Annotated in this window: 20 protein-coding genes and 1 pseudogene; 10 read left to right on the forward strand and 11 right to left on the reverse strand. The window is 58.9% G+C overall.

Going from position 1 to position 26,171, the window contains the following annotated elements:
* Window positions 1-77: 77 nt before the first annotated feature.
* Together tgt and queA are read right to left on the reverse strand one after the other, a co-directional pair.
* Window positions 78-1,265: a tRNA guanosine(34) transglycosylase Tgt gene (gene tgt / locus SBC1_RS02390; protein ID WP_165987156.1), complete on the reverse strand. Its 1,188-nt coding sequence runs from the start codon at window positions 1,263-1,265 to the stop codon at window positions 78-80.
* 177 nt (window positions 1,266-1,442) lie between these two features.
* Window positions 1,443-2,495: a tRNA preQ1(34) S-adenosylmethionine ribosyltransferase-isomerase QueA gene (gene queA, locus SBC1_RS02395; RefSeq protein ID WP_165086323.1), complete on the reverse strand. Its 1,053-nt coding sequence runs from the start codon at window positions 2,493-2,495 to the stop codon at window positions 1,443-1,445.
* Between the two features lie 368 nt (window positions 2,496-2,863).
* Between queA and recG the strand changes: the two genes are divergently transcribed.
* From recG to SBC1_RS02430, 7 genes are all read left to right on the forward strand, one after another.
* On the forward strand, window positions 2,864-5,104 hold the full coding sequence (gene recG, locus SBC1_RS02400; protein ID WP_165987158.1) for an ATP-dependent DNA helicase RecG: 2,241 nt from the start codon (window positions 2,864-2,866) through the stop codon (window positions 5,102-5,104).
* Window positions 5,105-5,304: 200 nt separating this feature from the next.
* A complete protein-coding gene (locus tag SBC1_RS02405; protein WP_165086328.1) occupies window positions 5,305-6,264 on the forward strand; it encodes a hydrogen peroxide-inducible genes activator in 960 nt (319 codons plus the stop codon).
* A gap of 357 nt (window positions 6,265-6,621) precedes the next feature.
* Window positions 6,622-8,115 carry a catalase gene (locus SBC1_RS02410; RefSeq protein WP_165987160.1) on the forward strand — a complete coding sequence of 498 codons (1,494 nt, stop codon included), beginning with the start codon at window positions 6,622-6,624 and terminating at the stop codon, window positions 8,113-8,115.
* A gap of 94 nt (window positions 8,116-8,209) precedes the next feature.
* Window positions 8,210-8,380, forward strand: coding sequence for a hypothetical protein (locus SBC1_RS02415; protein ID WP_165987162.1), 171 nt, complete (start codon window positions 8,210-8,212; stop codon window positions 8,378-8,380).
* Between the two features lie 155 nt (window positions 8,381-8,535).
* Complete coding sequence (locus SBC1_RS02420; protein ID WP_031357483.1) at window positions 8,536-9,027, forward strand: Dps family protein; 492 nt, start codon at window positions 8,536-8,538, stop codon at window positions 9,025-9,027.
* 178 nt (window positions 9,028-9,205) lie between these two features.
* Entirely contained in the window at window positions 9,206-10,066 is an 861-nt protein-coding gene (ubiA, locus tag SBC1_RS02425) for a 4-hydroxybenzoate octaprenyltransferase (protein WP_165987163.1), read from the forward strand.
* A gap of 414 nt (window positions 10,067-10,480) precedes the next feature.
* A complete protein-coding gene (locus SBC1_RS02430) occupies window positions 10,481-11,770 on the forward strand; it encodes an NCS2 family permease (protein WP_165987165.1) in 1,290 nt (429 codons plus the stop codon).
* On the opposite strand, the gene SBC1_RS02435 is transcribed toward SBC1_RS02430, so the two are convergent.
* Genes SBC1_RS02435 through guaD form a run of 3 tightly spaced genes read right to left on the reverse strand, consistent with a single transcriptional unit; the run spans window position 11,765 to window position 15,704 of the window.
* On the reverse strand, window positions 11,765-13,051 hold the full coding sequence (locus SBC1_RS02435; RefSeq protein WP_165987167.1) for a nitrate/nitrite transporter: 1,287 nt from the start codon (window positions 13,049-13,051) through the stop codon (window positions 11,765-11,767). The genes SBC1_RS02430 and SBC1_RS02435 overlap by 6 nt on opposite strands.
* A gap of 21 nt (window positions 13,052-13,072) precedes the next feature.
* A complete protein-coding gene (locus SBC1_RS02440) occupies window positions 13,073-14,458 on the reverse strand; it encodes a nitrate/nitrite transporter (protein WP_165987169.1) in 1,386 nt (461 codons plus the stop codon).
* The gene (gene guaD / locus SBC1_RS02445; RefSeq protein WP_165987171.1) at window positions 14,400-15,704 is read right to left on the reverse strand and encodes a guanine deaminase; all 1,305 of its coding nucleotides are present in this window, start codon (window positions 15,702-15,704) and stop codon (window positions 14,400-14,402) included. The genes SBC1_RS02440 and guaD overlap by 59 nt, the downstream gene beginning before the upstream one ends.
* 265 nt (window positions 15,705-15,969) lie before the next feature.
* On the opposite strand from guaD, the gene SBC1_RS02450 reads away from it, so the two are divergent.
* The 3 genes and pseudogenes from SBC1_RS02450 (at window position 15,970) to SBC1_RS39735 (ending at window position 18,611) form a co-directional block, all read left to right on the forward strand.
* Window positions 15,970-16,467, forward strand: a complete 498-nt coding sequence (locus tag SBC1_RS02450; protein ID WP_207958422.1) for a MarR family winged helix-turn-helix transcriptional regulator — start codon at window positions 15,970-15,972, stop codon at window positions 16,465-16,467.
* A 111-nt stretch (window positions 16,468-16,578) separates the two neighbouring features.
* Window positions 16,579-16,722 (forward strand): annotated as a pseudogene (locus tag SBC1_RS02455) (4-hydroxybenzoate octaprenyltransferase); the annotation flags it as partial.
* A gap of 245 nt (window positions 16,723-16,967) precedes the next feature.
* Window positions 16,968-18,611: an Ig-like domain-containing protein gene (locus SBC1_RS39735; RefSeq protein ID WP_243830265.1), complete on the forward strand. Its 1,644-nt coding sequence runs from the start codon at window positions 16,968-16,970 to the stop codon at window positions 18,609-18,611.
* 209 nt (window positions 18,612-18,820) lie between these two features.
* Here SBC1_RS39735 and proC read toward each other — a convergent pair whose 3' ends face one another.
* The 6 genes from proC to SBC1_RS02490 all read right to left on the reverse strand — a co-directional run bounded on the left by proC (window position 18,821) and on the right by SBC1_RS02490 (window position 26,082).
* Window positions 18,821-19,633 (reverse strand): pyrroline-5-carboxylate reductase, encoded by an 813-nt coding sequence (gene proC, locus SBC1_RS02465; protein ID WP_165086346.1) that lies wholly within the window; start codon window positions 19,631-19,633, stop codon window positions 18,821-18,823.
* Between the two features lie 26 nt (window positions 19,634-19,659).
* On the reverse strand, window positions 19,660-20,364 hold the full coding sequence (locus tag SBC1_RS02470; RefSeq protein WP_165086349.1) for a YggS family pyridoxal phosphate-dependent enzyme: 705 nt from the start codon (window positions 20,362-20,364) through the stop codon (window positions 19,660-19,662).
* An 81-nt stretch (window positions 20,365-20,445) separates the two neighbouring features.
* Entirely contained in the window at window positions 20,446-21,672 is a 1,227-nt protein-coding gene (gene glcF, locus SBC1_RS02475) for a glycolate oxidase subunit GlcF (protein WP_165086351.1), read from the reverse strand.
* Window positions 21,673-21,686: 14 nt separating this feature from the next.
* Window positions 21,687-22,775, reverse strand: coding sequence for a glycolate oxidase subunit GlcE (gene glcE / locus SBC1_RS02480; protein ID WP_165086354.1), 1,089 nt, complete (start codon window positions 22,773-22,775; stop codon window positions 21,687-21,689).
* A gap of 202 nt (window positions 22,776-22,977) precedes the next feature.
* Window positions 22,978-24,471: an FAD-linked oxidase C-terminal domain-containing protein gene (locus SBC1_RS02485; protein ID WP_165086356.1), complete on the reverse strand. Its 1,494-nt coding sequence runs from the start codon at window positions 24,469-24,471 to the stop codon at window positions 22,978-22,980.
* 195 nt (window positions 24,472-24,666) lie between these two features.
* Window positions 24,667-26,082, reverse strand: a complete 1,416-nt coding sequence (locus SBC1_RS02490; protein WP_165086358.1) for an FAD-binding oxidoreductase — start codon at window positions 26,080-26,082, stop codon at window positions 24,667-24,669.
* Window positions 26,083-26,171 lie beyond the last annotated feature (89 nt).

Raw genomic sequence — 26,171 nt, forward strand, 5'->3', positions numbered from 1 at the left:
GTTAAAGCGTGGCGTAAAGCAATTGTAATGTTTATCGGGCCGATTGCAGATTCAATGGCCGGACGTTAGCCATCCGGTCAGTCAATTCCGCGTGCGCGATCCTCTTTAAACTGCTTCACGAATGCGTCAAACGCGTGATTTTCGATCGAATCGCGGATCTCCTGCATGAGCTGCAGGTAGTAGTGCAGATTGTGAATCGTGTTCAGTTGCGAGCCAAGAATTTCGCCTACACGATGCAAGTGGTGCAGATACCCTCGCGTGAAGTTGCGGCAGGTATAGCAGCCGCAGGTTTCGTCGAGTGGCTTGAGCGAGTTCTTGTGCGTCGCGTTGCGGATCTTGACGTCGCCGAAACGGGTGAACAGCCAGCCGTTGCGTGCATTTCGGGTCGGCATTACGCAGTCGAACATGTCGATGCCCGACGCCACGCCCGCCACCAGGTCTTCCGGCGTGCCGACGCCCATCAGGTAGTGCGGTTTGTCGGCGGGAAGCTTCGGGCCGATGTGTTCCAGCACGCGCATCATTTCTTCCTTCGGTTCGCCGACGGACAACCCGCCGATCGCGAAGCCGTGGAAGCCGATGTCGGTGAGACCCGCCAGTGATTCATCGCGCAAATCTTCGAACATGCCGCCCTGGACGATGCCGAATAGCGCATTCGGATTTTCACCCTTGGCGAATTCATCGACGGAACGCTTGGCCCAGCGCATCGACATGCGCATGGAATCGGCCGCATCCTGGTGTGGCGTGGGCACGTCGTTGGTTGCATACGGCGTGCATTCGTCGAACTGCATCACAATGTCCGCGTTCAGCACCTTCTGGATCTGCATCGAGATTTCCGGCGATAAAAACAGCTTGTCGCCGTTGATGGGTGACGCGAACGTGACGCCATCTTCGGTTATCTTGCGTAGATCACCCAGCGAAAAGACCTGGAAACCGCCGGAGTCAGTGAGAATCGGGCGCTGCCAGTTCATGAACCGATGCAACCCGCCGTGCGCCGCGATCGTTTCCAGCCCCGGGCGCAGCCACAGGTGGAACGTGTTGCCGAGGATGATCTGAGCGTTCATTTCCTCGAGCTCGCGCGGCGCGACGGCTTTGACCGTTCCGTACGTGCCCACAGGCATGAAGATCGGCGTTTCGACTACGCCGTGGTTCAACGTGACGCGGCCGCGCCGCGCTTGGCCGTCGGTGGTGAGCAGCTCGAACTTGAGGCCGTTTTCGGGGCGGGCCGTTGCTTCAAGGGTATCGGCTGGGTTGTTTGCTTCGTTCATTCAAAAGCTCCTGTGCCACCGGAAGCAGCTTTGCATGGGGCCGGAGTAAGCGCTAAAGCACGAACTCCGGGCCGACAAGTCCGGCGCAATTGGGTAAAGGGTGAGGTATATGGGCGCCACGATTATGTGGCGCGTTCAATCATTCATGCGTTAGAGCTGCGTTGCAGACAGCGCTCTTCAGGCCGCCGTTTGCCGCGTGAGCAGCATGGCGTCGCCGTAGCTAAAGAACCGATACCGCTCCTCAATCGCATGCGCGTACGCCGCGCGGATCGCGTCCATGCCGGCGAATGCGGAAACCAGCATCATCAGCGTCGACTTCGGCAAATGGAAGTTCGTCACCAGCCGATCGACCACGCGGAACTGATACCCCGGTGTGATGAAAATGTCCGTCTCGGCACTGGTTTCCGCGAGCGGGCGCCCTGCAACGGCCGCGTCTCGGGCGGCCGCTTCGAGCGCACGCAGCGAAGTCGTGCCGACCGCAATCACGCGGTTCCCCCGCGCTTTCGTCGACGTGATCTTGTCCGCCAGCTCCTGCGGCAGCCGATACCATTCGCTATGCATCTTATGTTCGGCGAGATTCTCCACGCGCACCGGCTGGAACGTGCCCGCGCCCACGTGCAGCGTCAGCGTTGCGCGCTCCACGCCGCGTGCGTCGAGCGCGGCAAACAGCGCCGGGTCGAAGTGCAGGCCGGCCGTGGGCGCCGCGACCGCGCCGGGGTTCGCCGCGTAGACCGTCTGGTAGCGGGTTTCATCGAAGGAATCGGGATCGTGTTCTATATACGGCGGCAACGGCAGGCGGCCATATTGTTCGATCAGCGTCAGGCAATCGGCGGGGAAATGCAGCGTGTAGAACGGTTCCACGCGCTCGCCGACCGTGACCTCGAATGCATCGGCGAGAACCAGTTTCGTGCCCGGCAACGGGCTTTTGCTCGCCCGGATCTGCGCGAGCGCAGTGGTTGCGCCAGTCAGCCGCTCAACCAGCACCTCAATACGGCCACCGCTGGCCTTCTGGCCGAGGAACCGAGCCTTCAAGACTTTGGTATCGTTGAATACAAGCAGGTCGCCGGGTTCCAGCAGGTTGGGCAGCTCGGTGAAGTGGCGATCGGTGAAAGCGGCTATTGCGGCGTGGTTGTCCACGTCGAGCAAACGGCTCGCGCTGCGCTCGGCGAGCGCCGTTTGCGCGATCAGCTCGGGCGGCAGATTAAAATCGAAGTCAGAAAGCGTGAACATGGGGAAAGCAGGTCGATGCGCGATGAAACGCGCGTTATTTTGGCCAGGCGTTGGCCAAGGCGGCGCAAGTGAGCGCGGGTTCAGTGCGGTAATGCGGGTTCGCGGGCCGGCTGTCTGATCGGCCGTTGCGGCGGTTTCAAATAGCGCCGCGGCCTCTCGAAATCCACTGGGCCGCTTCCAGATTGCACCCCGCAATGCCCGCGAAGCGACTGGTTTCGCGGCTGCGTCCGGTACGATCGATGGAGCAAAAACCCTCCGCCGGCCGCATATTCACGCGCTTTAACGAACCCGCACATGCCGCGCGGCGAACGGATGATGACCGTATCGCCGTGCCGAACGAAGCCGATATTGTACTTTGAAGAGATTAGATGCCCTTGTCCGACCGCCGTTTGCTCGTTGCTCCCGACGCTGAAGACGCTCCCGATGCAGCCGGTGAACCCGACGCGCCTGTTCAAAAGCGCAAGCGCCGGCGAGCGGCGGGCGCGAAAACGCTCGCGAATCTGGAGATCGCCACAGACAAGATCCAGCCGCTAAAACCCGCCGCCGCGCCGCCCAAACCCGTCGATAAACTCGCCAAGCTCGGCCTGAAATCGGATATCGACCTCGTGCTGCATCTGCCGATGCGCTACGAGGACGAAACCAGCATCACGCCAATTGCCCATCTGATCCCCGGCGACAACACGCAGACCGAAGGCGTGGTGTTCGACAACGAGATCGCGTACCGGCCGCGTCGACAGTTGCTGGTCAAGATCCACGACGACGCCGGCGACGAACTCACGCTGCGTTTTCTCAATTTCTACGGTTCGCAGGTCAAGCAGATGGCTATCGGCGTGCGCCTGCGGGTGCGTGGCGATGTTCGCGGCGGTTTTTTTGGCATGGAGATGGTGCACCCGGCGGTGCGTCCGGTGGATGAAGACACGCCGCTGCCGCAAGCGTTGACGCCGGTGTATCCGAGCACGGCGGGGGTATCGCAGGCGTATTTGCGCAAGGCTATCGACAGCGCGTTGTCGCGGGTTCATCTGCCGGAGTTGCTGCCGGAAAAAATCGACCGGGCGCATCTGCAGCCGCTTAACGTGCCGGCGTTGCTCGATGCCGTTAGAACCCTGCATCATCCGCACGCCGATTCCGATGAAAACGCGTTGATCGACGGCACGCATCCGGCGTGGACGCGCATCAAGTTCGAGGAATTGCTCGCGCAGCAGTTGTCGCTCAAACGCGCGCATGAGGAGCGCCGCACGCGCGCCGCGCCAATGATGCCGCGGTTACAGGATGTGCCCGAATCGTTGGTCGCACGGTTTCTGGCTACGCTGCCGTTCAAGCTCACCGGCGCGCAGGAACGTGTGTGCGCCGAAATATCCGGCGAACTCATGCTGCCTCATCCAATGCAGCGCCTTTTGCAAGGCGATGTGGGCAGCGGCAAGACGATCGTGGCGGCGCTTGCTGCCGCGCAGGCTATTGACGCCGGTTATCAGGCCGCGTTGATGGCGCCGACCGAAATCCTCGCCGAACAACACGCGCGCAAGCTGCGTGCTTGGTTGGAGCCGCTGGGCGTGACGGTGGCGTGGCTCGCCGGCAGCCTGAAGGCGAAGGAAAAACGCGCGGCGCTGGAAGCGGCGGCATCGGGGGCGGCGCAGCTTGTGATTGGCACGCACGCGATCATTCAGGAAGCTGTTGAGTTTGCGCGGCTGGGGTTTGTGATCGTCGATGAACAGCATCGGTTTGGTGTGGCTCAGCGGCTTGCGTTGCGGGCCAAGGCGCATAACGCCGCCGATGGTGTGAACAACTTCCAGCCGCATCAACTGATGATGTCGGCCACGCCCATTCCGCGCACGCTCGCCATGACGTATTACGCGGATCTCGATGTATCGACTATTGATGAATTGCCGCCGGGGCGCACGCCGATCCTGACCAAACTCGTCGCCGATAACCGGCGGGAAGAGGTGATCGCCCGCGTGCGTGAAGCGGCGCTGACTGGGCGGCAAGTATATTGGGTGTGTCCGCTGATCGAAGAGAGCGAGACGCTGCAATTGCAGACGGCGGTGGAGACGTACGAGACGCTTGTAGCCGCGTTACCGGAGTTGCGTATAGGGCTCGTGCATGGGCGTTTGCCGCCGGCAGAAAAGGCCGCCGTCATGGATGCGTTCACGCGTGCCGAGGTCCAGTTGCTGGTCGCGACAACGGTGATCGAAGTGGGCGTGGACGTACCGAATGCCTCGCTGATGGTGATTGAGCACGCCGAGCGCTTTGGCCTGGCGCAGCTTCACCAGTTGCGTGGCCGCGTGGGGCGGGGCAGCGCGGCTTCAGTGTGCGTGCTGATGTATGCCGGGCCGTTGTCGCAGACGGCGCGCGCCCGTTTGCAGACCATGCGCGAAACCACCGATGGCTTTGAAATCGCCCGTCGTGACCTGGAGATTCGCGGTCCTGGCGAATTCCTTGGTGCGCGTCAGTCGGGTGCGGCGATGCTGCGTTTTGCCAGCCTTGAAAATGATGGCTGGCTGATCGAACCGGCGCGCGCGGCAGCGGACCAGATGCTGGCCCAGTTCCCCGAAGCGGTGACGAATCACTTGGCGCGATGGCTTGGCGCGCGCGAGCAATATCTGAAAGCTTGAACGCAGTGAGGTTTCGCGGGTCTTAAGCGACTGCACACAAGCACGAAGCAGCACGGTGGCAGTGCTTGTGCGCTGAGACCGATAGCCGGCGAGAGATTCCTTCCGCTGATTCATCGGCTCCGCTTGGTCACAGTTGGCGAATCCCCCCGACGGGTGTATAAGTCAAATCCTATCGATTCAATGACTCTGATTGGCCCCTAATGACCCTTACCGAATTGAAGTACATCGTTGCGGTGGCCCGCGAGCGGCATTTTGGCCGTGCGGCCGAGGCATGTTTCGTGAGTCAGCCGACCTTGTCGGTAGCAATCAAGAAGCTGGAAGATGAACTGAACGTGCAGATTTTCGAGCGCGGCACCAGCGAAGTCAGTGTCACGCCAATTGGCGAACAGATCGTCACACAAGCGCAGCGTGTTCTTGAACAAACCCTCGCCATCAAGGAAATCGCCAAGCAGGGCAAAGACCCGCTGGTCGGACCGTTGCGCCTGGGCGTGATCTATACCATTGGGCCGTATCTACTGCCCACGCTCGTCAAGCAGATGATCAAGCGCGTCCCGCAGATGCCGCTGATGCTGCAGGAAAACTACACGCTCAAGCTGATCGAACTGCTGAAGCAGGGCGAAATCGATGTCGCCATCATGGCGCTGCCGTTTCCGGAAACGGGCCTGATGGTGCGTCCGCTATTCGACGAACCGTTTGTTGTCGCCATGCCGGCGGGCCATCCGTGGGAAAACCGGCCCAAGATCAATGCCGATGACCTGAAGCTGGAAACCATGCTGCTGCTGGGCAGCGGCCATTGTTTTCGCGATCACGTGCTCGGCGTATGTCCTGAATTGATGCGTTTTTCGCAGAACGCAGACGGAATCCAGAAGACGTTCGAAGGGTCATCGCTGGAAACCATCCGGCATATGGTTGCCAGCGGCGTTGGCATTACCGTGCTGCCGCGGATGTCGGTGATGGAAGTGAAACCGCACGCAGGCGGTGTGGATGCCGGTTTGCTGAGCTACGTTCCCTTCGATGACCCGATTCCGGACCGGCGCGTCGTGCTGGCGTGGCGCAAGAGCTTCACGCGGATGCCGGCTATCGAAGCCATTTGCGACGCAATCGCCGCCTGCAATATCCCGGGTGTCACGCGGCTAGAGTTGCCCGCCGCCGTCAACTAATCCTTCTTTAGCTCGATTTATCCCGTACCGCGTCCCGCATGGGCGCGGATTCCGGCACCATTTCCCCGCTTCTCGAAAGCCTCGCGCGCCTCACCTCTGCTCGGCCTATCGCATAGATTGAATTAATTGAATTCGATATTTCAATAGTCTTTGTTATTCTCACCTCCATGGATCGGCCCCGATCCAACAGAACAAACCGGAGGAAGCCATGTCGCTGATCGCCCGCCAGGCCACGCAACTCACCGCCGTTTATCGCGAAGCCAAAGGCGTAGTGGTTGACGTTCTAGCCAGCTTCGCCCGCACTTGCTAAACCCCGACATAAGGTTTCGTCCCAGACAAACTTCACGGAGCAAATCGATGACCAATCGCATCCTCACCACTGCAGCAGGCGCGCCTGTCGGCGATAACCAGAACTCGATAACCGCCGGTCCGCGCGGTCCGATCGCGCTGCAGGATTTCTGGCTGCTCGAGAAGCTCGCGCATTTTGACCGCGAAGTGATCCCTGAGCGCCGTGTGCATGCCAAAGGATCGGGCGCGTTCGGCACGCTCAAGATCACGCACGATATCTCGCGCTTCACGAAAGCCAAGGTGTTCGCGGAAGTTGGCAAGGAAACGCCGTTGTTCATGCGCTTTTCGACCGTTGCCGGCGAACGCGGCGCGGCTGACGCCGAGCGCGACGTGCGCGGCTTCTCGATCAAGTTCTATACGGAAGAAGGTAACTGGGACGTGGTCGGCAACAACACGCCGGTGTTTTTTATCCGCGATCCGCTGAAATTTCCTGACTTCATCCATACGCAAAAGCGCGATCCGTACACCAACATGCGCAGCAACGTGGCGGCGTGGGACTTCTGGTCGCGGCATCCGGAGTCGTTGCATCAGGTCACCATCCTGATGAGCGATCGCGGGATTCCGAAGAGCTACAGGCAGATGCATGGCTTCGGCTCGCACACGTATTCGTTCATCAACGCGAACAACGAGCGCTTCTATGTGAAGTTCCACTTCAAGTCGCAGCAGCCACTCGAGAATTACACCGATGCCGAAGCGTCTGCGGTCGTGGGCAGCGATCGGGAAAGCGCGCAGCGCGATCTGGTGGACAATATTGATCGCGGTAATTTTCCGAAGTGGAATTTCCGCATCCAGGTGATGACGGAAGCGCAAGCCGCGACGTATCGCATGAATCCGTTCGATATCACCAAGGTCTGGCCGCACAAGGATTTCCCGCTGATCGACGTGGGCACGATCGAGTTGAATCGCAACGCGGGCAATTATTTTGCCGATGTCGAGCAGGCCGCTTTCACGCCCGCGAACGTGGTGCCGGGCATTGGCTTCTCGCCTGACCGCTTGTTGCAAGGGCGCTTGTTCTCGTATGGCGATGCGCATCGGTATCGTCTTGGCATCAATCACCATCAGATTCCGGTGAACGCGCCTAAGACCGCCGTGCAGAACTCGTTTCATCGCGATGGCGGCATGCGCACCGATGGCAACAGCGGCGGCCGCGTGAACTACGAGCCGAACCGCTTCGGCGACTTCGCGCAGGACCCGAGCGTGAACGAGCCGGCGTTGGCGGCGGGAGCGGTGGAGCGTTACAACCATCGTGAAGACACGGATTACTACAGCCAGCCGGGCGCGCTGTTCCGTCTCTTCGACGACGCGCAAAAGCAGCGCTTCTTTGGCAACATCGCACGGCACATTTTCGGCGTGCCGAACGAGATTGTCGCGGTGCAGATCGAGCACTTCCGGCGTGCCGATCCGGCGTATGCGGCGGGTGTTGTAGCGGCGCTGGCGGCGTTGGGCCAGAAGGTTGAAGTGGTTGAAGGGGTTGACGCGAACGCTGAAGCCGCAATGAAGTAAGCAGGACGGGACGCGTGTTCAGCAATGCGCAGAATATGCGTCCCTCGCTGATTTGATACGCATGACTTAAAGGCTGAATTCAGGGAGAACGACGATGACACAAGCCATCATGACACTCGAACGGGCGGTGAGCGGTATTGAGGCGAAGAGCCTGAATGCGTCGCGCGGCGTACGGTTGGTTATCGGCTTTGGCATTGTCGCGGCGAGTTACGCGGCGGTGATTATCGAAGGATTGCATGGTGTTGGTTTCGCCGGATTGTCCTGACGACGCGTCGTATTGACGCGCCCGATAACCCTTGTGGCCCGCCTCCATGGCGGATTGCACCGCGTTTCTAATATAAACTGACGAACGTTCGGCACCCCCGGCAGCAGCTTCGGCCGGGTCGCTCGCACTGTTCGTATCACTCTCACGGAGTCACTATGGCGAAGAAAATCGCATCACCGGCTGTGAACATCGGTATCAGCGACAAAGACCGCAAGAAGATCGCCGATGGTTTGTCGCATCTATTGGCCGATACCTACACGCTGTATTTGAAGACCCATAATTTTCACTGGAACGTCACGGGGCCAATGTTCAACACGCTCCATTTGATGTTCGAAGGGCAATACACGGAACTGGCGCTGGCAGTGGATTCAATCGCTGAACGTATTCGCGCGCTGGGCGTGTACGCGCCGGGTAGCTATCGTGAATTCGCGAAACTGTCTTCCATTCCCGAAGCAGATGGCATTCCGGTAGCCGAAGAAATGATTCGCCAGTTGGTGGAAGGCCAGGAAGCAGTTGTGCGCACGGCGCGCGCGATTTTCCCGCTGACCGATAGCGCCAACGATGAGCCGACGGCTGATTTGCTCACGCAGCGCATGCAGATTCACGAAAAGACCGCGTGGATGTTGCGAGCAATGCTGGGACAGTGAGATTTTGAGTTGATCGCCACGGGTTGAGCGTGGCGAATGGAATGGAAGAAGCCCCGCGTTTGTCAGAACGCGGGGCTTCTTGGGTTTGGGGGTTTCTCGTCAATACGGAAGCGAAAGGCAACCACGAATCTCCGCTGCCTTAAAATGCTGTCATCGCCATTTGCCGTCGTCCGCTCCCATGCTCGCACGCCTCCCGCTCTATCTTCGCCTCGTCCGCATGGACAAGCCCATCGGCAGCTTGCTGTTGCTGTGGCCGACGCTCAACGCGTTGTGGATTGCATCGAACGGGCGGCCGTCGCCCATGCTTCTGCTGATTTTCGTACTCGGCACGCTGCTCATGCGCTCGGCGGGTTGCGCGATCAACGACTACGCCGATCGCGACTTCGATAAACACGTCAAACGCACCGAAGACCGCCCGATCACCTCCGGCAAGATTGCCGCATGGGAAGCCGTGGCGCTGGCGGCGGCGTTATCGCTGATCGCATTTCTGCTGATCTTGCCGCTCAATACGCTGACGAAAGAACTCTCGGTGCTCGCGCTGTTTGTTGCGGGCAGCTATCCATTTACCAAACGGTTCTTCGCGATTCCTCAGGCGTATCTGGGCATCGCGTTCGGATTCGGCATCCCCATGGCTTTTGCCGCCGTGCAAGATCACGTGCCGCCGCTCGCGTGGATCATGCTGGCCGCGAACGTCTTCTGGTCCGTCGCTTACGATACCGAATACGCAATGGTCGATCGCGACGACGACATCAAGATCGGCATTCGCACCTCGGCGCTGACGTTCGGTCGCTTCGATGTGCTCGCGATCATGCTTTGTTATGCCGTGACGCTTGGGATCTATGTGTGGATCGGTGTGGCGTTGCAATTCGGTGCGTTGTACTGGATCGGCTGGGCGGCTGCTGTTGCCTGCGCGATCTATCACTACACGCTGATCAAGAACCGAGAGCGCATGCCGTGCTTCGCCGCGTTCAAACATAACAACTGGCTCGGCGGTTTGTTGTTCGCGGGCATCGCGGCGCATTACGCGTTTATGCGATAACGCGGGCATCTGTCGGGGGGGCTGCTATAGACCACAGCATGGGCGCTTTGCCGGCCAATCAAAGGGGGCAAGCGACTAAGGCGAGATGATCGACTCATCAGCGCGCACGCGTCTCTGGATTCTCGCAGGCGTCACTGACATGTGATCTGCTTCAATTCCCCCGCCGCAGAGGTTCAATGCTGTTGAAGTGGATGCGTTCAGCAATCGTGTGCTCCCTTTCGATTCGACCAGTTCGGAGCACGGCGATTGACGATTGCCAATTTATACCCGCATTTTTATGACATGGAATTTTCTTTAGGAATTTGCGCAGAATCAATCCTACAGAAGAAGTCATGTAGTGGCGTCCGATATAATCCAGCCCCTCCGCGTGTCGGCAAAATGTCAAGACATCGGCGGCTGATGCATCGGAATGTCATGTTAGATAAATATTTCGCACTCGCTACTAATAGAACCAACGTACGTACAGAGTGTCTCGCCGGGTTCACCACGTTTTTAACCATGTCTGCCATTCTGTTTGTGAATCCGGACATCCTCAAAGCTGCGGGTATTGACCACGGCGCGGCGTTCGTGGCTACCTGTCTCGCCGCTGCTATTGGCAGTTTGCTGATGGGTCTGGTTGCCAATTACCCCATTGGACAAGCACCGGGGATGGGAATTAACGCCTTCTTCACTTTTGGTCTGGTCAAGGGTATTGGGTTGTCGTGGGAAGTGGCGTTGGGAGCGGTGTTTTTATCTGGCGTCATGTTCGTGTTATTCAGTCTTTTCAAAGTGCGCGAATGGTTTGTGAATGCCATACCCGCCGGACTGAAGCTTTCTATTTCCGCTGGCGTCGGTTTATTCGTGGCATTGGTCGCGCTGCATCAGGCAGGCATAGTCACCGCGAATGCGGACACGCTGGTCTCCATTGGCAATATCAAATCGCCGCAAGCATTACTCGCCATGGCTGGCTTTCTACTGATGGTGGCGCTGGACAAGCGTGGCGTACCGGGCGCTATCCTGATCGGTATATTGGCTGTTACCGGCGTATCGATTGCAATGGGCGTAACGCCGTATGGCGGTATTACGTCTAGTCCGCCCTCGCTCGCGCCTACGTTCTTGCATGCCGATATCAAAGGCGCACTCAATGGCGCTGTGCTCGGCGTGGTGCTGTCTTTCTTTCTGATGAGCTTATTCGAAACGTCAGGCACGCTGATCGCCATCGCCAGTCGCGGCGGGTTTCTCGATGACAATGGCAAGTTGCCACGTTTGAAACGTGCTCTGCTGGCTGATTCACTGGCGATCAGCGCCGGTGCGTTGCTGGGCACTTCCAGCACCACGTCTTATATTGAAAGCACCACGGGCATAGTCGCTGGCGGACGTACCGGACTCACCGCCGTGGTCATTGCCTTATTGTTCCTGGGCAGCCTGTTTTTCGCGCCCTTGGCAGCAATGATTCCGCCGCACGCGACCGCGCCAGCGTTGCTGTTTGTGGCAATACTGATGCTTAAAAGTCTGGCCGATCTGGATTGGCAAGATCTCACGGAGTCGGCGCCTGCCGTCGTGTGCGTTACGGTCATGGCGTTCACCTTTTCGATTTCAGACGGCATCGCCTTTGGCACCATCGCGTACGTTTTCTTAAAGTTATTGAGCGGCCAGCACCGGAGCCTGAATATTCCTATTGTGGTGGTGGCCGCGTTGTTTCTGGGCCGCTATTTGTTTCTATGAGTGCTGCGGGTGGGCCGGCAACCAGATAAACGCCGGTATGACCAGTAGCAGAAACAGGGGTAGCCCGGTTAGCGCGAGCAGTACGCCGCCGCTTTCCACCCAGCGCGCTGGCATCATCATCATTAATCCGCCCGTCACAAACTGGCTGCCATTCACCAATGCCGATGCAATGCCCGCTTTATCAGGGCCGACCAGCATGCACGCAATGCTGAAACACAGCATGGAGGCACCTGCTGCAAGTCCGAAAATAAACAGAAGGAAGGCCAGCGGCACGACACTGATACGGCCCCCCTGCAGCAGCAATACCAACACGACTAATTGAAGCAGCACGCCAATGAGCAATGGCCTTTTAGGATTGCGGCCAGCGCAGCGGGCAAATAATGGTGCGCCAAATGCCATACCCAGCCAGCAACAAGCGCCGGCAATGCGTGCGGGTTGCTGGGCTATGCCATAAGCCTCAACCAGCCGCGGCGCCCACACCACGCCAAGGGCCAGCATGGCGCCGAAACTGGCCGCGCCAATGAACAGATTGCTCAACATACCGGGCTTGCGCGCCACGTTAATCAGGTCGCACACCACCTGGCGCGCAAAGAGCTGCGGTCTATGCGGCCATCCGTGATTACTGTTCCAACCCGGCGGATCACGCATCAATAACATCGTCACGGCAAGGCAGAGAGCGACTGCAGCCAGTGAATAGATGAGGGTAGACCACGGCCATGTAACGATCGATTGCGTGATGGTGATCTGAGACAAAAATGCGGCAATTGAAGCAACGAATTGAACCCAGGCGAACATTGCGCCGTATCGTTCCGGGGCGAACCATACTCCGCCCACAAAGCCTGCACCAATAAAGGCAAACGATGCCCCCAAGCCCAGCGGCAACTGCGCCATTAGCAACGCAGTAAGACTATTCGCGCTGGCTACAAGCGTCGCACCAAAGGCCAATAACGCACACGCGAAAGGCAGCAAGCGCCGCACGCCCACGCGATCAAGCAAGGCGCCGGAAATCAACTGGCTTATTGCGAAACACCAGGTATAGGCAAAGCCAACCAGGCCAATATCGGCCATGTTCAGGCCCAGGCTATGTGCGATATCGCTGTTGGTGATTGCATAACCCGTCTGGAAACCAAAGACCAGAACCACGAAGCAGACACTAAGCGCCCAGTTGAACCAGGGGTGGCAAGCAGATAAAACGCGGGTGTGCATGAGCATGCTCCCGAGAGGATGAAAACAGGGCGGTCCATCACTATCCGACCACCATGCCAAGGCGCGCCAGCGCAATGCTGGCGCGGCTGTAGGGGCTTAACGCTGATGCGCCGGATGAGATTCTTTGACGATGAGCGACACCGCGCAAGACACGACGAGCAGCGCCGGCATGCTCAACATCGCATGCTGGAAAGCGGGCAAATCGCCTGCGGTGCCTTCGAGGAAGCGGCCCGGCAGATTCATCAGGACTCCTCCCACGATGAACATGGCGCCATTGACGACCGATGCCGATGTACCAATCAGGCGTGGCGGAACGTTATCGCCAGCGATGGTGAATGCAAGCATGTGGCCCGCATTGGCAAAGCCGACAATGAAGCACAAGGCCATAGCCAGGATGCCGGTCATTGGCAGATAGATTATTGCGAGGAGGGCCGCAAGCTGAATCAAGCTGGTGATGATGACCGGGCTTTTGCGTGCCTTGATCGCATCCGACCACTTGTTGATTAATGGGCTGCCAGCGGCCAGACCGAGCCATAAACAAGCGTTTGCGATGTTTGCATCGGACTCGCTGACGCCATGCGCCATGATCAGCTTTGGCATCCACACGACACCAAGCGCCAGCATCACGCCGAAGGTAATGGCGCCTGCCACGGAAATGAGCAGTACCTGACGGTTCTTGAGCACTTCGGCCATTGAACCGATGACATCGGAGAGGAACCGGCCCGCGGTCAGGCCGCGCGTGTCCGGGGCGACGGGATTGCGCATGAAGATAAGCGATGCCAGTAACAGGAGCACACCAAAGCCACCGAAACCGAACATTAACTCGCGCCAGGTCATGACAGACAACGCAGCATTGAATCCGGCAGCACCGAAAGCGGAGGACAACGCCGCCACCAATTGCACCAGACCAAACATCACGCCGAACTTGGCCATTCCAAACCAGACGCCGCCTACATAACCCGCGCCAACAAAACCGGCGCAGGAACCCAGTGCGAGCACGACTTGAGACAGCAACAGCATCTCGAAGCTATGAGCCGTGGCAAACAGAAACACGCCAAGGCCAACCAGCAACATGGCCGGCAGTAATACCTTGCGGGATCCCAGGCGATCTAATAATGCGCCGGAGAATAATTGGGCAATTGCGAAGACCCACGTATAAACGGCGGCAATCAAACCGACCTGATCGAGTCGCAGGCCGATATCAGCTTGCACGTGGGCGTTGAGAATGGCGTAGCCGGTTTGAACGTTGAACAGCCACACTACAAAAAGGGTGGCCAGTATCCATACCAGCCATGCGTAACCGCCGCCCTGCGCCGCAACCGGCGTGGGTGTTACGGTGCTCAGAACGTTATCGCGAGCACTCATGATTTTGATTCCAAAGAAGTGATTGCCGCTGCACGGGACAGCGACAACAGAAAGACGGTCAGATACGGTCGTAGACCTGCTGGCCGGCCACGTACGTAGCGGCAATGGCGCGGTCATCGGCCAGGGTCATCTGGATAAACAATGACTCTTCCAGGCTTTCGCAATAGCGCATGCGGTAGTCGATAATCGGAGTGGAATGCAGATCGATCACGGCCAGGTCAGCTTCAAAGCCCGGTGCAATCGTGCCGATTTTGTCTGCAAGGCCCAAGGCAGTGGCCGTACCACGGCTCGCCTGATAAAACGCATGGCCCGATGAAAGCGCGTTGCAGTTCAATTGCGCGGCTTTATACGCTTCATTCAAGGTTTGCAGGATGGAGAAACTAGTGCCTGCGCCCAGATCAGTTGCAATGCCTACGTGTACTGGATTTTTGCGGGTTCTGGCATTTTTCATATCGAAATAGCCCGACCCGAGAAAGAAGTTAGAGGTGGGGCAATGCGCAATGGCAGCGCCGGTCGCGGAAAATAAATCGAGTTCCTCGTCGCTGAGGTGAATGCCATGCCCATAAATAGCCCGATCCCGCAGCAAACCGTATTTATGATAAACGCCAGTGTAGCTGTCGCATTCAGGATAAAGCGATTTCACCCAGGCAACTTCGTTGATGTTTTCCGAAACATGGGATTGGATCAGTGCGGTGGGTAGATCACGTGCCAACTGGGCGAGCATTTCGAATTGCTCAGGTGTAGACGTTGGTGCGAATCGAGGCGTAATCACATATTCATTACGGCCGGTGCCGTGCCACTTTCTCGCCAATGCCGCAGATTCATCATACGCGCGCTGTGGTGTGTCTAGTAACGCGGCCGGTGCGTTGCGATCCATACAGATCTTTCCAGCCTGCACGCGCATGTTGTACTTGCTGGCAACTTCAAAAAAGGCATCCACGGATTGCGGATAAACGGTGCAATACACAGTGGAACTCGTGACACCGTTCCGTAGTTGCTCACGTATGAATACCTCGGCTACTTCCTTGGCATGTTCCTTTTGCGAGAATTGCTGCTCGGCTATAAACGTATAATTGTTTAGCCAGTCCAGCAACTGTTCGCCATAAGCACCAATTATCTGTGTTTGCGGATAATGCACATGACTGTCAATAAAACCGGGCACAATCAGGCTATTTTTATATTCGCGAACTTTGGTATCGGCATTCATAGTGCCGATTAAATCTTTAGCCGGCCCGACTGCGTTAATGAGGCCGTCTTCCATGACGATGATTGCATCGGAATCGTACACCATGCAATCTTTCATATCCCGTTGGAATGGGTCGTCTTTGAATGTGAGCATTGCGCCGCGAACTGCTGTTTGCATCTGAAAACTCCCTTTCTACACCTTCACTGGGCAGTCGAAATTCAGTGTGACTACCGCCTCAGGCCGCGCAACAGTCGCTTTCTAAATGTGCGCTGATCGCCTTCGGTGCAGTTATTGTGCGTCGCAACCTTCTCGTGCTCCTTGCTCTTCGTCAAGTATCTTTGAATCAAGATACTTTGTATGAAGAAGCTTTTGATCGAGCAATTTGGCCGTGCGGTTCCGATCTGTTTTAATGGCGGCTACCTCACTGCTACAGATACCGTTGATGCCAGATCGAACCGACGGCGTTGATCAGATCGTCAGCCGTTGGCGGCGAGTCCGCCCCGATCTAGATCCGTCCAGCACCGAAGTTATCGGCCGCATTGTGCGGCTGGAATATTTCATCACGCGGCGTGTTTTGCTTGATCTCGCGCGTTATCAGCTCACGGTCGGTGAGTTTGATGTGATCGCCGCATTGCGTCGCATGGGCGAGCCTTTTGAGCTGTCGCCTTATCAGCTACAGAGCATGGTCCTGATTTCGTCCGGTGGTTTGACGAACCGGATAGATCGGCTTGAAAAAGCCGGCTTGGTTACGCGCCATCCTGATCCCGCTGACCGGCGCGGGGTGATTGTGCGGCTGACCGAAAAAGGCGTGGAAGTGTCCAACGACGCCACCGAGCATCATCTGGGTGCGGAGGCAGAGCTGCTCAAGCCTTTGGATATCGATGAACGTCAGCAACTGGCCGGACTCTTGCGCAAGCTATTGAGCCGGCACGAAAGCTGAGCTTGTTGCTACTTTTAGCAATCCGGAGAGGGGCGTCGTTGCGGGGATGTTCATCGCGGTTATCGCGCCATATGGTGTGCGTGGTCAATCGGCGAGCAACGGCGCGAGAGGGCTGCTGCTGCCTGCGCTATCTATCACTACACGCTAATCAAGAACCGCGAGCGCATGCCGTGCTTCGCTGCGTTCAAACATAACAACTGGCTTGGCGGAGTGTCGTTCTCGAGCATCGCGAAGCATTACGCGTTTCTCCGCTAAGGTCAGATTTACGTTCCTCCATGCTGAGATTGCCGGGTACTTCACGCTCGGCACTTCGTCATTCTTTTCGCACTCCAATGTATTTAGGATTGTTCCGATTTTTTGGTGCGACATGGTGACAGAGAATTGCTTCGTTTTATGAAACGAGATTTCGAATTGAAGCGGAAATCGATTTTATGAAATGAGGGCGGTGCCTTATTTAGTGCAGCCGCATGCAATTTCCCAGCACAGAGGTTATGAAAAATATGTCGCAAACTACGTACACCAATCAAGATCTCGTCGGTGCAATTGACTATCCGATCATCTCGGCTCTCGCCGAAGTAGTGTTGCCAGCACCGGGTTTCATAGGTTTGTCGGAGCACTCTCTTGCTGGGATTCAGGATGTCACCAGGGGGCAGACGATGCAGGACGCCAATCCCGTACTCGTGTTCAATTCGATCGCGGGTGCCACCTATTCGGTATTCGACAATGACGTACTGGTTGGCACGATTACCGCCGTGGGCAACGAATCGCCCTGGTTCTTTTCGACGCTGTCAGAGGGGCTGCACAACATCACGGTCACCTACGCGACGGACGCGGGCACGAGCGCGCCGTTGGCCTTCAGTTTCACCATTGATACTTCGCCTGTCGTACCGACCATTGCCAGTGTTATCGATGTAGCCGGGCCCTTGGCGGGCGCGGTCGCTATGAGCGGCATCGCAACTGACCAGCATCCGGTCATCGAGGGTTCGGGTCATCGGGGCAACATCGTCGAGGTCTATGACAACACGACGCTGCTTGGCTCAGCGCCCGTCGATGGAGAGGGCAAATGGAGTTTTCAACCTGTCGCGGCATTGTCGGATGGCGCACACAACGTTCACGTAACGGCTACGAGCCTCATCGGAACAAGCGAAGCATCGCCTTCCTACGCATTCAGCACCACGCAAATCATGGTGACGGGCGTAACCAGCAATGGCGTTGATGTTGCGAACGGTGGGACGGTGAACGGCACGGTGACGGTGACCGGATGGATTGCCGACCCAAGCCTCGCGTCCAAGGGCATCGGGATTTACCTGAGCGGCGGCAATCAGGGAACGACTCGCGCGTGGGATAACAGCGTCGTCGGAAACATGACGATTAACGGCAATATTTTTACCGCTGTCATTGCCAAGGACTCAATCCTTCCCGGCAATTTTCCGCTCGCCGACGGTACTTACCACATCGACGTGAAAGCGCTGGGCGCGTCGAGCGATATCAGGACGACATCGAACGCGGACCTCGGCTGGACTTTCACCGAAAACTCCAGCGCCCACGCAGTCCAAAGCGTAGCTGCAACCCACAGCGATGCGTCGACGGCAGCCACGCAAGCGGCATCGGCGGATGTTCAAGCCACGGCGAGTTCGGCGGTCAGTGACCACGCGGTTCTTCAAACGTCGAGCGCCAACCACACGGTGGACCTCAACGCTGATCCGGCATCCTATTTCAAGGACGCTTCGGCACACGTTCAGGGCGGCACGAGCGGCGTCAGCACGTTGCATCTGACGGGCGACCATCAGGTTCTGGACCTCACGTCGCTCAGCGGCAAGACGGCGGCGGCGAAGGTATCGGGTATTGAAGCGGTCGATCTGGGTGGCGCGCACAACATGCTGAAGCTGTCGCTGGTGGACGTGTTGAACCTGGCCGAGCCGGACCTGTTCCAAAAGGACGGCAAGCAGCAGATGCTGGTCAGCGGCTCGAATGGCGATTCAGTGGATCTGTCGAATGCGCACATTGCGGGCGTGGCTGACGGTCACTGGATGCAAGGTGGTACCGCAGTAGTTAGCGGCGTAACGTACAACGTGTACGAGCACTCGGGCGCTCACGTTGAACTGCTGGTTCAGCAAGGCGTGCAGATTGCATTGCACGGGTAAGAACCTCGGCTGGCGGACTGCTGGTGAAGTAGCGGACTATCGGCGGAGCAAGACGAAAAATGCCGCTGCGGAAACTAATCCGAAGCGGCATTTTTTTCGCTTGTGCCGGATCTTAGCCTCAAGCCTGACCTTCCGGCCTGACCTTGAAGCCTGATCGTCAAGCCTTACCTTCGAGCGTTACCTTCTAGCTTGATCGTCAGGCCCTCCCCTCAAGCCTTCCCCAACTCCGCGCCCATTTCCTTGGCCCTTGCATCAGCTGCCAAGGCGCCACGGACGATAGCGTCCTTCACGCCCTGGGCATCGAAGGAAGCTAACGCCGCTGCTGTCGTGCCACCCTTCGACGTCACGCGTTCGCGCAACACGCTCGCCGGTTCGCCCGATTGCGCCGCCAATTGCGCTGCGCCGGTGAACGTTGCTACCGCGAGCGCGCGGCCTTGCTCCTCGTCCATGCCGAGCTGGCGCGCGGCTTCCTGCATGGCTTCGATGAAATAAAACACGTACGCCGGACCGCTGCCCGAAATGGCGGTGACGGCGTCGATCTTCGATTCATCGTCGAACCAGACGATCTCACCAACGGCTTCAAGTACCTTCGACGCCAGCGCCTTCGCTGAACTGTCGACACCGGGCAGCGCTGCCAATCCTGTCACGCCCATGCCAATGAGCGCGGGCGTATTCGGCATGGTGCGCACGATCTGCGTGTAGCCACCGAGCCAGCGCGACAAATCGGCGGCACGAATGCCGGCAGCAATGCTGATCACCAGTTGCTTCGACAACACCGGCTGCAACGCCGCAGCCACGTCCTTCAACACTTGCGGTTTGACGGCCAGCAGGATGGCGTCATAGTCCGCGAGCTTCGAATCGACCGCCGCGCCAGTCGCAATACCGAACTCCTTTTCAGTGCGCTGCCGTGCTTCTTCGCCGGGATCGACAACGTACAGATCCGCCGGCGCGACGCCACGCTTGATCAACCCGCCAACGAGTGCCGACGCCATGTTGCCGCCACCGATAAATGCAATTTTCATGATGAAGTTGAAGTGGTCGAGAAGAGTTAGTGAGAATAATCGCGGGCGCCGAAGATAGCCGTGCCAATACGAACCATGGTCGAGCCTTCGAGAATAGCGGCTTCAATATCCGCCGACATGCCCATTGAAAGCGTGTCGAGTTCGAGGCCGTCAGCGCGCAACGTGTCCATGATTTCACGCAGGCGCCGATGCGGCGCGCGTTGTTCATCGAGTGTGCCGGCCGGTTCTGGAATCGCCATCAAGCCGCGTAATTTGAGCTTCGGCAGCGCGGCAATCGCGCGCGCAAGCGCCAGCGTTTCCTCTGGCGTCACGCCACTTTTCGACGCCTCTCCACTGACATTTACTTGCAGGCAGACGTTGAGCGCAGGCAAGTTGTTGCCACGCTGATCGGACAAACGCTCGGCAATCTTGAGCCGATCCACCGAATGCACCCAGTCGAAATTCTCGGCAACAACCTTCGTCTTGTTCGACTGCAACGGTCCGATGAAATGCCACTCAATCTCGCTGCGCAAATCCGCCAGTTCGCTTATCTTCGCGACCGCTTCCTGCACGTAGTTCTCGCCGAATGCGCGTTGCCCGGCGTTGAAGGCAGCGCGAACATCCTCTGCAGGAAAGGTCTTCGATACCGCGAGTAACGTGACCGCTGACGCGTCGCGCGAAGCGTCAGCCGCCGCTTTCGCGATGCGCTGACGGACTTCGTCGAGGTGACGGGCTACATGAGAGGAGGACATGGAATCGGACGCCGCTGGGTGAGTAGGCAGAAGTCCGATTATACGGATGCGATGTGCCGATCCAGCACGTGGCCGCCAGCGTTAGCCATACAGCAGATGCTCGACCAGTTGAATCCAGTGCACGACGGGCGTGGACGTGCCGCTCTGCAAATGCGCGATGCAGCCCACGTTCGCCGAGACAATCATCTGCGGTTCAAGCTTCTCGAGCGCATCGAGTTTCTGGTCGCGCAGTGCGTACGAGAGCTTTGGCTGCAGTACCGAATACGTTCCCGCCGAGCCGCAGCACAAATGGTTATCGGCGGGAAGATGCACTTCTATGCCCAGCGCCGTCAGCAAGTTCTCCACGTGACCGCGGATCTGCTGGCCATGTTGCAGCGTGCAGGGCGGATGGAACGCGACAGTGTGGACTGCGCGCCGCCTTGTCATCGCGGTCAGTTCGTCCTCGTATTGCGGCAGGATCTCGGACAGGTCGCGCGTCAAGGCCACGATCCGGGCGGCCTTCTCCGCGTAGACGGGGTCATTACGCAGCAAATGTGCGTATTCCTTCACCGTCGCGCCGCAACCGGACGCGTTCATCACGATCGCCTCGACGCCGTTTTCCACATACGGCCACCACGCGTCGATGTTCTTGCGCACGTCGTCCAGCGCTTCGTCGTTGAAGCCGAGATGCAGGCGAATCGCGCCGCAACAGCCCGCGTCGGGCGCGGTCAGGATCTGGATGCCCAATGCGTCGAATACTCTGGCAGTCGCGATGTTGACGTTCGGCATCATGGCGGGCTGGACGCAGCCGGCGAGCATCAGCATGGTGCGCTCATGCGTGCCGGTTGCCGGTTCGAGCGGCTGTTGCGCGATGGGAATCTTGGTCCGCAAGGCTTTGGGCAACAGCGGCCGGAACTGCTGGCCGAGTTTCATCGCAGGCGTGAAAAGCTTGCTGTTCGGCAGGAAGTTGGCGAGCAGTTTGCGTTGGACGCGTTGGCCGAACGGCCGCTCCACTTTTTCTTCCACCACCTTCCGGCCAATCTCCACCAGCCGTCCATATTGCACACCCGATGGACACGTGGTTTCGCAATTGCGGCACGTGAGGCAGCGGTCCAGGTGTAGTTGCGTGCTGCGTGTAACGGGCGCGCCTTCCAGCATCTGCTTGATCAGATAGATCCGGCCACGCGGGCCGTCGAGTTCATCGCCGAGTATCTGATAGGTCGGGCACGTTGCCGTGCAGAAGCCGCAATGCACGCACTTGCGCAGGATGGCCTCGGCCTCTTCGCCATCGGGCGTGTCGCGCATGAAGTCGGCGAGGTTGGTTTGCATTGCGTGTGTTCAGTTCAGAAGTCGGGGTAGAGACGTCCGCGATTAAAAATGCTCGCGGGATCGAATGCAGCTTTCAGGCCACGATGAATCTTCATCAGCGGGGCAGGCAAGGGCGTGAAGACGCCCGCGTTGCGGTCGTACGATGCGCTTGAGCGGAAGATGGTCGCGTGGCCACCGGCCTGCTTGGCACTGATGCGCACGGTTTGCGGGTCGGCGTCGGTGATCCACCAGCGTTGCGCGCCGCCCCATTCCATCAGATGCGGGCCGGGAAGATGCATCGGCTCGGCAATCGATGGCAGCGAGAGCCGCCACAGAGCCGATTTCGGCGGTATGACCGCGAAGAACGGGTCGGATTGCTCGCGCAAGCCGCACCAGAAACGCTCGGCTTCCACGGCGTCCACCACTTCGCCGCCCAGCGATGTCCGCGCTGCTTTCACCGCGGCTTCCGCGCCGCCCAGGCGCAAGGCGAGCGTGTGGTCGCGCCACGCGCTGCCGCTCAGCGGCAACGGATGGCCGCTCCACTCGTTGAGCTTGCGCACGGCGTCGGTGTCGTTCATTTCGAACTTGAGCGTGGCTTCGGCGACGGGCTTCGGCAGCACTTTCACCGATACCTCCAGGATCAGCCCCAGCGTGCCGAGAGAACCCGCAAGCAGCCGCGAGACGTCGTAGCCAGCGACGTTCTTCACTACCTGACCGCCGAAGTGCAGCACGTGGCCCTGGCCGTTCATCACCACGGCGCCGAGCACGAAGTCGCGCGGCGCACCGGCCGCAGCGCGCCGCGGGCCGGCGAGGCCGGCTGCAATACAGCCGCCGAGCGTGGCGTTTGGCCCGAAGTGGGGAGGTTCGAACGGCAGCATCTGGCCGCATTCATCCAGCCGCGCTTCGATCTCCCTGAGCGGCGTGCCGGCTTTCGCGGTGATCACGAGTTCGGCCGGGTCATATTCGATAATCCCGCGATGCGCCCGCGTATCGACTATTTCGCCTTGCAGCGCCTGCCCGTACCAATCCTTCGTGCCGCCGCCGCGAATCCGTAGCGGGGTGTTGCTCGCCGTCGCGGCGCGTATACGCTCGGACCAGCTCGCGACAATATCTTCCTCTGTCATGGTGTCCCGCGTTTTTTATGGCTCTTGGGTCAGTGTATCGGCGTGTTCCCGCACGGCCACTCGTATAAACGTGGATACCTGCGGGGGCTTGAACGCCTGGAACCACCGCCGATGTTTCAAAGGGACATCAATGGGAATATTAAAGAGGCGTTATCCGCACGATCCGCACGCAACGTTTAGACGCGCCTCCTAAACACGCCGCTTAAAAGCGTGGAATATCGGGATGCGGCAGCAAGCCGCCGCGAATATGCATTTTCCCGTACTCGGCGCAACGCGCGCGCGTCGGGATGCCTTTGTCGGGATTAAGCAGGCCGGGGGGATCGAAAGCACGTTTTATCGCGTGAAACGTATCGCGTTCTTCGGGCGAAAACTGGACGCACATGGAGTTGATCTTTTCGATACCCACGCCATGCTCGCCCGTCACCGTGCCGCCCAGTTCCACGCAGGTTTCCAGGATGTCACAACCGAATGCCTCTGCCCGGTGCCATTCGTCCAGATCGTTGCCGTTGAACAGGATCAGCGGATGCATGTTGCCGTCGCCGGCGTGGAACACGTTCATGCAACGCAGTGCATACTTTTTTTCCATCTCTTCAATACGCGCCAGCAGCGGCCCGATCTGGCGGCGCGGCACGGTGCCGTCCATGCAGTAGTAATCCGGCGAGATACGGCCAGCAGCCGGAAATGCGTTCTTCCGGCCGGACCAGAACTTCAACCGTTCGGCTTCCGAGCGCGAAATCTGGATGCGGTTCGCGCCGAATTCGCGCAGCACTGCCGTCATGCGCACGATTTCCTCCATGACTTCGTCTTGTGTACCGTCGGATTCGCACAAGAGGATCGCCTTGGCGTCGAGGTCGTAGCCCGCTTTCACGAATTCTTCCACGGCGCGTGTCGCGGGTTTATCCATCATTTCGAGCCCGGCGGGGATGATGCCGGCCGCGATAATCGCTGCCACCGCATTGCCGCCTTTGACGACGTCGTCGAAGCTCGCCATGATCACTTGCGCCGTTTGCGGCTTCGGGATCAGCTTGACGGTGATCTCAGTGACGATGGCGAACATGCCCTCGCTGCCGATCAGCACAGCCAGCAGGTCGAGCCCCGGCGCGTCCAAACCGAGCGAACCGAATTCGAGGATGTCCCCTTCCATCGATACCGCGCGTACCCGCATCACGTTGTGACACGTAAGGCCGTATTTGAGGCAGTGGACGCCGCCGGAATTCTCGCTGACATTGCCGCCGATAGTGCAGGCAATCTGCGATGACGGATCGGGCGCGTAGTAGAGCCCAAAGGGAGCGGCGGCTTCGGATATGGCGAGATTGCGCACGCCCGGCTGGACCGTGGCGGTACGCGCGTACGGATCGACTTCCACAATCTTGCGAAAGCGCGCAAGCGACACCACGATCCCGTGCCGGATCGGCATGGCGCCGCCTGACAGGCCCGTGCCCGCGCCACGCGGGACAATGGGCACGTCGAGCCGCGCGCAGATCTGCACAACGCGCTGCACCTGCGCTTCGGTTTCCGGCAGCGCGACTGCAAGCGGCAGCCGCCTGTATGCCGCGAGCCCGTCGCATTCATAAGCGGCTGTGTCTTCCTCGCGATACAGCAAGCAGTGCGTTGGCAGCACGGCCATCAGCGCCTGGACCACTTCGCGCTGACGTTGCGCGAGCACTTCCGGCGAAAGCTCGGCGGGTGCGTTCATGTCTCCTCCCGGCGGTGTTTGTGCTCTGGAGCATTCCAAAAAGCAGAGCATTGATCTTGCACCTGCGCGCGGCTGCCGTCGATCGGGCTAATTACGGGGACGGAGCATGTTTTTACGCCAGCGCGTTGTTCGCGCCGGACGCTCGCTGCTCAGTTGTCCGGGAGTAATCAGCCGGAGATTGCAACCTTCTTTGGATCAAGCGTCGTACGAGAAAATCTTGCCCGGGTTCATCAGGTTTTTCGGATCGAGCGCATGTTTGATCGAACGCATCACGCTGATTGCGTCCTCGCCGTGTTCCTCGATCATGAAACCCATCTTGTGCAGCCCGACACCATGTTCGCCGGTACACGTTCCACCCATGCGCAGCGCGCGCTCCACAATACGATGATTGATCCGCTCGGCTTCTTCGAATTCTTCCGGCTTGGCCGGATCGAGCAGCATGGCGACGTGGAAATTGCCGTCGCCTACATGGCCGACGATCGGGCAGGGCAGGGTGCTGGCCTTCAAGTCCTGCTCCGTTTCAATCACGCATTCGGCCAGCCGCGAGATCGGCACGCAGACGTCGGTTGTGACGGCGCGGCAGCCGGGCTTCAGTTGCAGCATCGCGAAATAGGCGTTGTGACGCGCGTTCCACAGTCGGCTGCGGTCTTCCGGGCGGCTGGCCCATTCGAAGTCCGCGCCGTTGTTTTGCGCAACGATTTCCTGCACCGTTTCCGCCTGCTCCTTCACGCTGCTTTCCGTGCCGTGGAATTCGAAGAACAACATGGGCGATTCGCGGAACGTGAGGTTCGAATGGCGGTTGATCGCGCGCACAGCCAGCGAATCCAGGAACTCGACACGGGCCACGGGCACGCCCATCTGAATGGTTTCGATGGTGGCGCGCACGGCGTCGCCCATCGACGGAAATGCGCACACCGCCGCCGATACCGCCTCCGGCTGCGGGTAAAGCCGCACGGTGATTTCGACGATCACGCCGAGCGTGCCTTCCGAGCCGACGAACAAACGCGTGAGGTCGTACCCGGCCGAAGATTTGCGTGCTCGCGTACCGGTCTTGATGACACGGCCATCGGCTAACACGACGGTGAGGCCCAGGACGTTCTCGCGCATCGTGCCGTAACGCACGGCGTTGGTACCCGACGCTCGCGTCGCCGACATCCCACCAATGCTCGCATCCGCGCCGGGATCGATTGGGAAAAACAGCCCGGTGTCTTTCAGTGCTTCGTTCAACTGCTTGCGCGAAATGCCTGGCTGCACGGTAACCGTCAGGTCTTCAGCGTCGATCGACAACACCTGGTTCAAGCCGGACATATCGATGGATACACCGCCTTGAACCGCCAGCAAATGACCTTCCAGCGACGACCCGTTGCCGTACGGAATGACCGGCACATTGTGTTCGGCGCAGAGCCGGACCACGGCCTGGACATCTTCCGTGCTGGTCACGAAAACGACGGCGTCGGGCAGTTGCGGATCGAAAGGCGATTCGTCGCGGCCATGGTGTTCGCGGACTGCAGTGGTGGTCGAGACGCGTTCGGCGAACGCAGCCTTCAGCGAGTCGAGCAGGGCGGCGGGGAAAGTGCGGCGGACGGCGAGCGGCGGGACGGGGTGGTTCACGGCATGTCTCCGGACATCGATGTGATGGGATGTTGGGATGCACGAAATCTCGCATCGAAATGCGGCAATCGTGCGTTTTATGTATTCAT

It is taken from the genome of Caballeronia sp. SBC1, assembly GCF_011493005.1.
Taxonomy (GTDB): Bacteria; Pseudomonadota; Gammaproteobacteria; order Burkholderiales; family Burkholderiaceae; genus Caballeronia.

Excerpts from the sequence above, each read along its gene's own strand:
- tgt (WP_165987156.1), bottom strand. The coding sequence starts at position 1,265 with ATGAACGAAGCAAACAACCCAGCCGATACCCTTGAAGCAACGGCCCGC.
- queA (WP_165086323.1), bottom strand. The coding sequence starts at position 2,495 with ATGTTCACGCTTTCTGACTTCGATTTTAATCTGCCGCCCGAGCTGATC.
- recG (WP_165987158.1), top strand. The coding sequence starts at position 2,864 with ATGCCCTTGTCCGACCGCCGTTTGCTCGTTGCTCCCGACGCTGAAGAC.
- SBC1_RS02405 (WP_165086328.1), top strand. The coding sequence starts at position 5,305 with ATGACCCTTACCGAATTGAAGTACATCGTTGCGGTGGCCCGCGAGCGG.
- SBC1_RS02410 (WP_165987160.1), top strand. The coding sequence starts at position 6,622 with ATGACCAATCGCATCCTCACCACTGCAGCAGGCGCGCCTGTCGGCGAT.
- SBC1_RS02415 (WP_165987162.1), top strand. The coding sequence starts at position 8,210 with ATGACACAAGCCATCATGACACTCGAACGGGCGGTGAGCGGTATTGAG.
- SBC1_RS02420 (WP_031357483.1), top strand. The coding sequence starts at position 8,536 with ATGGCGAAGAAAATCGCATCACCGGCTGTGAACATCGGTATCAGCGAC.
- ubiA (WP_165987163.1), top strand. The coding sequence starts at position 9,206 with ATGCTCGCACGCCTCCCGCTCTATCTTCGCCTCGTCCGCATGGACAAG.
- SBC1_RS02430 (WP_165987165.1), top strand. The coding sequence starts at position 10,481 with ATGTTAGATAAATATTTCGCACTCGCTACTAATAGAACCAACGTACGT.
- SBC1_RS02440 (WP_165987169.1), bottom strand. The coding sequence starts at position 14,458 with ATGACCGCGCCATTGCCGCTACGTACGTGGCCGGCCAGCAGGTCTACG.
- guaD (WP_165987171.1), bottom strand. The coding sequence starts at position 15,704 with ATGCAAACAGCAGTTCGCGGCGCAATGCTCACATTCAAAGACGACCCA.
- SBC1_RS02450 (WP_207958422.1), top strand. The coding sequence starts at position 15,970 with ATGCCAGATCGAACCGACGGCGTTGATCAGATCGTCAGCCGTTGGCGG.
- SBC1_RS39735 (WP_243830265.1), top strand. The coding sequence starts at position 16,968 with ATGTCGCAAACTACGTACACCAATCAAGATCTCGTCGGTGCAATTGAC.
- proC (WP_165086346.1), bottom strand. The coding sequence starts at position 19,633 with ATGAAAATTGCATTTATCGGTGGCGGCAACATGGCGTCGGCACTCGTT.
- SBC1_RS02470 (WP_165086349.1), bottom strand. The coding sequence starts at position 20,364 with ATGTCCTCCTCTCATGTAGCCCGTCACCTCGACGAAGTCCGTCAGCGC.
- glcF (WP_165086351.1), bottom strand. The coding sequence starts at position 21,672 with ATGCAAACCAACCTCGCCGACTTCATGCGCGACACGCCCGATGGCGAA.
- glcE (WP_165086354.1), bottom strand. The coding sequence starts at position 22,775 with ATGACAGAGGAAGATATTGTCGCGAGCTGGTCCGAGCGTATACGCGCC.
- SBC1_RS02485 (WP_165086356.1), bottom strand. The coding sequence starts at position 24,471 with ATGAACGCACCCGCCGAGCTTTCGCCGGAAGTGCTCGCGCAACGTCAG.